At 45.6% G+C, this 6542-nt stretch carries 5 protein-coding genes; 2 read left to right on the forward strand and 3 right to left on the reverse strand.

Annotation, left to right across the window (positions count from 1 at the left end):
- Positions 1-1467 (reverse strand): signal recognition particle-docking protein FtsY (gene ftsY / locus RMO52_RS08445; RefSeq protein WP_310412872.1); only part of this gene is annotated, 1467 nt, incomplete at its 3' end.
- A gap of 121 nt (positions 1468-1588) precedes the next feature.
- The gene (gene nusB, locus RMO52_RS08450; RefSeq protein WP_309741703.1) at positions 1589-2254 is read right to left on the reverse strand and encodes a transcription antitermination factor NusB; all 666 of its coding nucleotides are present in this window, start codon (positions 2252-2254) and stop codon (positions 1589-1591) included.
- Between the two features lie 189 nt (positions 2255-2443).
- On the opposite strand from nusB, the gene RMO52_RS08455 reads away from it, so the two are divergent.
- Entirely contained in the window at positions 2444-3241 is a 798-nt protein-coding gene (locus RMO52_RS08455) for a DUF3153 domain-containing protein (RefSeq protein ID WP_310412876.1), read from the forward strand.
- Positions 3242-3245: 4 nt separating this feature from the next.
- The gene (locus RMO52_RS08460; RefSeq protein ID WP_309741705.1) at positions 3246-4667 is read left to right on the forward strand and encodes a phospholipid carrier-dependent glycosyltransferase; all 1422 of its coding nucleotides are present in this window, start codon (positions 3246-3248) and stop codon (positions 4665-4667) included.
- Between the two features lie 235 nt (positions 4668-4902).
- Here the strand turns inward: RMO52_RS08460 and RMO52_RS08465 are convergent, their stop codons facing one another.
- Positions 4903-6219 (reverse strand): heterodisulfide reductase-related iron-sulfur binding cluster, encoded by a 1317-nt coding sequence (locus RMO52_RS08465; protein ID WP_310412879.1) that lies wholly within the window; start codon positions 6217-6219, stop codon positions 4903-4905.
- Positions 6220-6542: the final 323 nt, after the last annotated feature.

Raw genomic sequence — 6542 nt, forward strand, 5'->3', positions numbered from 1 at the left:
AGCCTCGACAAATTCATAGCTAGAAAAAGGTCTGAGATCTTCAATCCCCTCACCAGCGCCAATAAACCGAATTGGTAAACCGAGTTGTTGGACTACTGCTAAAGCTACACCACCTTTGGCTGTGCCGTCTAGTTTGGTTAATACTACTCCACTTAGCTTGGCAGCCTCTGCAAAAACTTGAGCTTGACGTAAACCATTTTGTCCCAAGGTGGCATCCAGTACAAGTAAAGATTCTATCTGAGCGGATGTCGCTTGTTTGTCTATAATCCGGCGGATCTTACTCAACTCATCCATCAGGTTTTTTTTGTTTTGTAATCGTCCGGCAGTATCGACTAATAATAGCTCGGTATTGCGCGATCGCGCCGCACTGATAGCATCGTAGACGACGGCGGCGGGATCGGTATTTTGACCGGGGTTGGCAATGACTTCAATGCCGCTGCGCTGTCCCCAGACTTTGACTTGTTCGACGGCGGCGGCGCGGAAGGTGTCACCAGCCGCGATCAGGCATTTATAACCCGAGGCTTGGCTCATATGTGCGAGCTTACCAATAGTGGTAGTCTTGCCCACTCCATTGACGCCGACGATCAGCCAAACATTCAATTCATTAGAGACGGGGAAGAATTCTTGAGTGTAATCCGATTGGAAGGGTTTGTCGAGTAAGTCGCAAAGGATTTGTTTGAGATAGGCAACGGCTTCCTCTGGGGGTAAAGATTCCTGGCGGAGTTTGGCTTGTAGGGTTTCGATAATATAATCGGTTGCTTCGATCCCGACATCTGCTTGGAGAAGTAAAGTTTCGATCGATTCTACTGCGTCAGGATTGAGTGGGCCTTGACCGATGAGGGCTTTAAATTGATTGACAAATCCCCGCCGCGTCTTGTCTAAACCCTGCCGCAGTTTTTTGAGCCAGTTAATCTCATCGAGGGACACTTGCTCGGGGGTACGTCCTCGATCTGCAAGTACTTTTGCCGACCACAGAAAGTCGTCATCGAGCGCCAGATCTGCCGCAGGTGCCTCTGGTTCGGCAGTTTCGATCGCGGTTGCCTTAAGTTGTTCTAAGCGCTGCTGACGGTCATCTCGTGCCCAAATCGGCAGTGGTCGTGCTGCGGCGGTATCGGTAAGCTGTGCTGGAGCCGTCTCAACTGGCTCTTGTATCGTCGGTGTATCTGTTTGGGTAGCTGGTGGCGATGCTGGCTCCTTACTGACTAACAGTTCCGGCTCATCAGCGGTGGTTGGTGCGACGAGTGCGACTGGTGCGGTTGACGACGCTGCTTCTTGCTGCTGAATATTGTCGTAAGCCGCTTTTGCCCAAGCTAAATAGTCAGTCGCCACGCTTTGGTCGGTTGTCTGCTCAGCAACTACTTCGTCGTCCGGTGTTGCCTCGACAATTGGCTCTGTTGCTGACTCCAGCGGCGCTTCTGGCTCGGATTCAGATTTATCGAACTTCCGACGAAACCAATTAAAAACCATAATGAATGATGAGGGATGAATTATGAATTAGAAATTATGGTAGTTGCCAAAAAAGTGAGGATATTACTAGCGCGTGAAACCTGCGATCTTCAAACACTCAGCTCCTGACTGCGACGACGATCTAGGCACCGAGTTTGAGTTTTTCGGTGACTTTGCGGAGCAGACCATTAATCAACTTCCGACCCTGGTCGTCACTATAACGCTTTGCTAATTCGATCGCTTCATTAATCGCGATCCGTTCTTCTAAGCCGAGATAGACGATTTCAGCTACTGCCAGTCTGAGAATATCGCGATCGATTTTGGGTAAGCGACCGAGCTGCCAATCTACGAGATTTTGACCCAAAAGTGCATCGATTTCGGTGGTTTCTTCAGTGGTTTTGACTAATAATTGGAGGGCATAACTACGCACATCGGGACGATTGAACCGATCGATTAATTCCGGCATTTCCAAGCCATCTCGCAACCGTTCGATTGCTTTTTGCACTAATTCGATCGCGTCTGCGGTCATCAGTCTAGCACTTTCGACGTCGCTCGCTCTGGTTTGACTATTGAGAAGGCGATCGTTGCTGCGTTGTAATTCTGCGGCGGCAGCTTCTAGCGCTTCGTCGGCCTCTTCTCTGAGGGTCGAGATCGCCTTACCCATCATCTCTTCTAGAGTCAATTGCAATTGGCGGGGTTGAGCTTGCGCTAACTTCTGTTGCGCTTTCGATAACTGCGGTAATGTCAGCAATGCTAACTCACGCGCAATAGTTTGAGGTTTCAACTCACGGGCTGTTTGAGCTTTCATAGACACAAGTCGAATAGCAATTGCAAAGCCTCTGATTATACCACGTTTATTAAATAAAACATGGCAGTAAACTAGATCGGGTTAAACAGGTGCTTGTTGAAGTTATCGATGCTGCAACAATAAGTAAGATTCTGATAAGATCGTTGACACAGGCTCTAAAACTGAGGCTGGAGATCGAGGAGACAAAGTATGAACACGATCGCGATTGTCGATAAGATTGGCAGATTTACTGCGTGGTTGCTAAAGCTAATTAGGCAAAAATTGGCACTGGGATTTTTGGCGATCGCCATTAGTTTATCTGGATGCGTTAGGTATGATACGGGGATTCACTTTTCTAGTCTCAGTGATGGTGAAATCGTCGCGCACATTCAACTGAGCGAACAATTAACCAGTTTCAGTCAAAATGCCGTTAAAACCTGGCTCGCGAGTATCGAGCAACGGACACTCGCCGCCCAAGGTCATCTAGAACGGTTGAGCGATCGTGAATTCAAGGCAATTATTCCTTTCAATAATCCACAGGAGTTAGTGACGAAAATAAATCGCTACTTTAGTACAGATTCTCCGAGTTCAGAAACTAGTTTGCTTAAGGCTGTGATGAAGATCGATCGGCAGAATTTTTTAGTAGTTATTAGAAATCATCTGATCTACGATCTCGATTTGCGATCGCTGGCAGTAACACCACCGAATCGGGGCGACAATCTGACTCCCAAAGTAGCGATTGGTATGAATAAATTGGTCGATCTCGATCTTACGGTTCAAAGTCCATGGGGTATTAAAAACATCAAGGCTGATGGTAATAATATCGGCATGACAGTCGATTCGCAACAAATGAAATGGCAACTTCAACCCGGTCGGCTAAATCATATCGATGCCGTATTTTGGCTGCCAAATCCATTAGGTGTTGGCGCGATTGCAATCGTCTTAATTGGCATAACTGGTTACTATATGAAATACCGTCAATTGCCCTGGCAGCTTGTAGTTAAATAGATTAATGATGTTAATATCAGCAAAGCATCAAAAATTAGCTGTCTGGGGGATTGTAATTATTTGCACGATCTCAGTTTCTTTAAGATTTTGGGGACTAGAAAGATTTAACGTTCTGGTTTTTGATGAGGTTTATTATGCCAAGTTTGCAAATAATTACCTAACCGACACCAAATTTTTTAATTCGCATCCACCCCTAAGTCAATACCTGATTGCGATCGGGATTTGGATTGGCGATCGTTTACCATTCGGTCGCGATGTGACTAATACCCTAACGGGTTCGCTGCATTCAACCTTTAGTTATCGGTGGATGAATGCTTTATTTGGTTCGTTGATTCCACCGCTAGTAGCGGCATTAGCTTATCAATTAAGTCAGCGGATGAGTTATGCTTTTTTAGCAGCTTTGTTTATTAGTTTGGATGGCTTATATCTAATCGATTCTCGCTATGCACTCAATAATATTTACTTGGTTTTCTTTGGGTTGCTAGGACAGTTATTAGTATTGATGGCGAGTAAATCTCACGATCGGCAGTTGCTATTACTACTGGCTGCGGGTGTCTCGTTTGGCGCGTCAGCCGCCTGTAAATGGAATGGCTTATGGTTTTTATTCGGAATCTATATCTTACTCGCGATCGCTCAAATCTGGAAATTAATTAAGTCCGATCGCAAGTTTGCCCTGTTGACTAATTCACTACTAAATAGATTGGCAAATATCCACCCCATTGCTAGTTTGATTTTACTAGTAATCGTCCCGATCGCGACATATAGTATACTATGGATTCCACATCTGATCCAAAATCCCGAACCTAACTTCTTCGATGTCCAATTGGAAATTCTTAACTATCACGAACAGATTGGTAATAGTAAGAGCGTACATCCATATTGTGCTAATTGGTATACTTGGCCGCTGATGATGCGTCCGTTAGCTTACTATTTTACCGAATACAAACCTAACTATTATTATGATGTTCATGCAATGGGGAATCCCTTGTTATGGTGGTTGGCTTTAGCCGCAGTTTTTGCTTCGCTCTGGTTAATTATCCGGCGGTTATGGCTAGTAGTTAATACATTTAAAATCGAGAAAGCGCTCTTGGCACCCGTCAGCGAACTAAATCTCAATTATATTAGCGTGCCACTATTTATTGTCGTTAATTATGCGGCAAACTTATTACCGTGGGTGAGAGTTACCCGCTGCTTATATATTTATCACTATATGGGCGCAGTGCTGTTTGCAATAATGGGTTTGGCTTGGTTAGTAGATCTAGGATTGAGAAGTAGATCTCAACCATTGCAGATTGCGGGACTGACGACAATTTTTAGTGTGGCGGCAGCGTTTGTATTTTGGCTGCCGATTTTCTTAGGATTATCGATCGAAAAAACCCAGTTATCGCTCCGACTCTGGGATTTTTGGATCTTTCATTGGATTTAGGTTTTGATGTTAATAACCCGCTAATTTAATACCGCTAATTGCTAGATCTAGATAGCTAGACGTAGGGTGGGCACTGCCCACCAAATAGGTTTCAATCATTATCTATTTGATGAATAATTGTGCCTACCTACTTACAAGTATTTATTAGATAGAATTTACCTATAATCCTGGTGGTGGGCATTGCCCACCCTACAAAATAAACCTACAAAATACACTTGAATGAACGCAACCGCAGTTAATAACCCGCTAATTTAGTGCCGCTGATAGCAAGATCTAGTAGTTCGATCGGGTGTAAAATTTTAGTCTGATATCCTTGCAGCTCCAGATGTTTGGCAATTTGTAAAGTACAGCCAGGATTTGCTGAGGCGATGATTTTGGCACCCGTATTCATCAAGTTGTTCACTTTTTGTCGCCCGAGTTCGTTGGCTGTTTCGGGTTGGAGCATATTATACACGCCCGCACTTCCACAACAGAGGGCAGCATCTAAGGGTTCTATCAGGGTAATATTCGGGATTTGATTGAGGAGTTGACGGGGTTGAATGCTAATCTTTTGCCCGTGCAATAAGTGACAGGCATCTTGATAAACCAGGGTGAGTGGTGCGGTGGAGATCGGTGATAGTGGCGTAGTCAGTTCGATCTCGGCTAGGAACTCTTGAACATCTTTAACTTTGGCTGAAAAATCGATCGCTTTTTGGAGATATTCGGGATCGTCTTTGAGCAGTTCGCCGTATTCTTTTAATGTATGTCCGCAGCCTGCCGCATTGATAATAATTGCATCTACATTGGTGTCAGCAAAGTTGTCAATCATCTGTCTGGCAAGAGTTTTGGCTTGTTCTTCTTGCCCCTGGTGGTGGGGTAATGCCGCACAGCAACCCTGCGCTTGGGGAATGACAATCTCGCAACCATTTGCTGTCAGCACTCTCACTGTAGCTTGATTGACGCGATCGAAAAATAACTTTTGGACGCAGCCTAAAATCATCCCTACGCGGTAACGTTGAGTGCCTTGTGCGGGGACTAATGCCGGGATGGTATCTTGAAATGTACTCAGAGATAGCTCGGGGAGATTGGACTCCATCCCCGCCAAATGTGGCGAAATTTTTTCGACGATTCTCGTCTGACGGACGAGTTTTTGTAAGCCGATTTTCTGATAGATAAATAGCGGAACCAGCAATACCCGCAGCCGATTGGGGTAAGGAAATAAGCCAAAGATAAATTGCCGATATAACCGCTCGACAAGTGGACGCTGGTGATTGCGTTCGATTTGGGGACGCATCGCCGCAATTAGCTTGTCATACTGCACCCCAGACGGGCAGGTAGTCGTACATGCCAGACAACCCAAGCAACTATCAAAATGACTCACAACCGCAGGTGTGAGGTCGATTTCACCCTGATTGAGGGCATCCATCATGTACACTCGTCCCCGAGGTGAATCCATTTCTGTCCCCAGCACGCGGTAACTAGGGCAAGTGGAGAGACAAAAGCCACAATGCACGCAAGCATCGATGAGTTTGGGTTCCGGTGGATGTTGGGTGTCTAGGCTAGGAGATTGCATGAGGTTCGGTGGTTAATCCATTGCTATTAGACTTCGTTTTCGCTGATGCTCTACCCCCCCAACCCCCCCTTATAAAGGGGGGGCATTTGCTCCCTCCCCTTTATAAGGGGAGGGCTGGGGTGGTGTAACTATAATCATCTTAATTATCAATTATCAATTATCAATTGACCTAACTACCCATTTCCACAGCGGATGAGAACTACCTTGCTTGCGAATCTTACCCACTTGCTCGATCAATCGTTGATATTCTGCTGTGGGTAAGCCCCAAATTTGATTTCGGCTTTGCCAGACTAAAGTGCCTGCCATCATCCCGATACACAAGC

The sequence above is a fragment of the Chamaesiphon sp. OTE_8_metabat_110 genome (assembly GCF_031382685.1).
GTDB lineage: Bacteria > Cyanobacteriota > Cyanobacteriia > Cyanobacteriales > Chamaesiphonaceae > Chamaesiphon.

What these genes read in the sequence shown, in the direction of transcription:
- nusB (WP_309741703.1), bottom strand. Translation starts at nt 2,254, where the DNA reads ATGAAAGCTCAAACAGCCCGTGAGTTGAAACCTCAAACTATTGCGCGT.
- RMO52_RS08455 (WP_310412876.1), top strand. Translation starts at nt 2,444, where the DNA reads ATGAACACGATCGCGATTGTCGATAAGATTGGCAGATTTACTGCGTGG.
- RMO52_RS08460 (WP_309741705.1), top strand. Translation starts at nt 3,246, where the DNA reads ATGATGTTAATATCAGCAAAGCATCAAAAATTAGCTGTCTGGGGGATT.
- RMO52_RS08465 (WP_310412879.1), bottom strand. Translation starts at nt 6,219, where the DNA reads ATGCAATCTCCTAGCCTAGACACCCAACATCCACCGGAACCCAAACTC.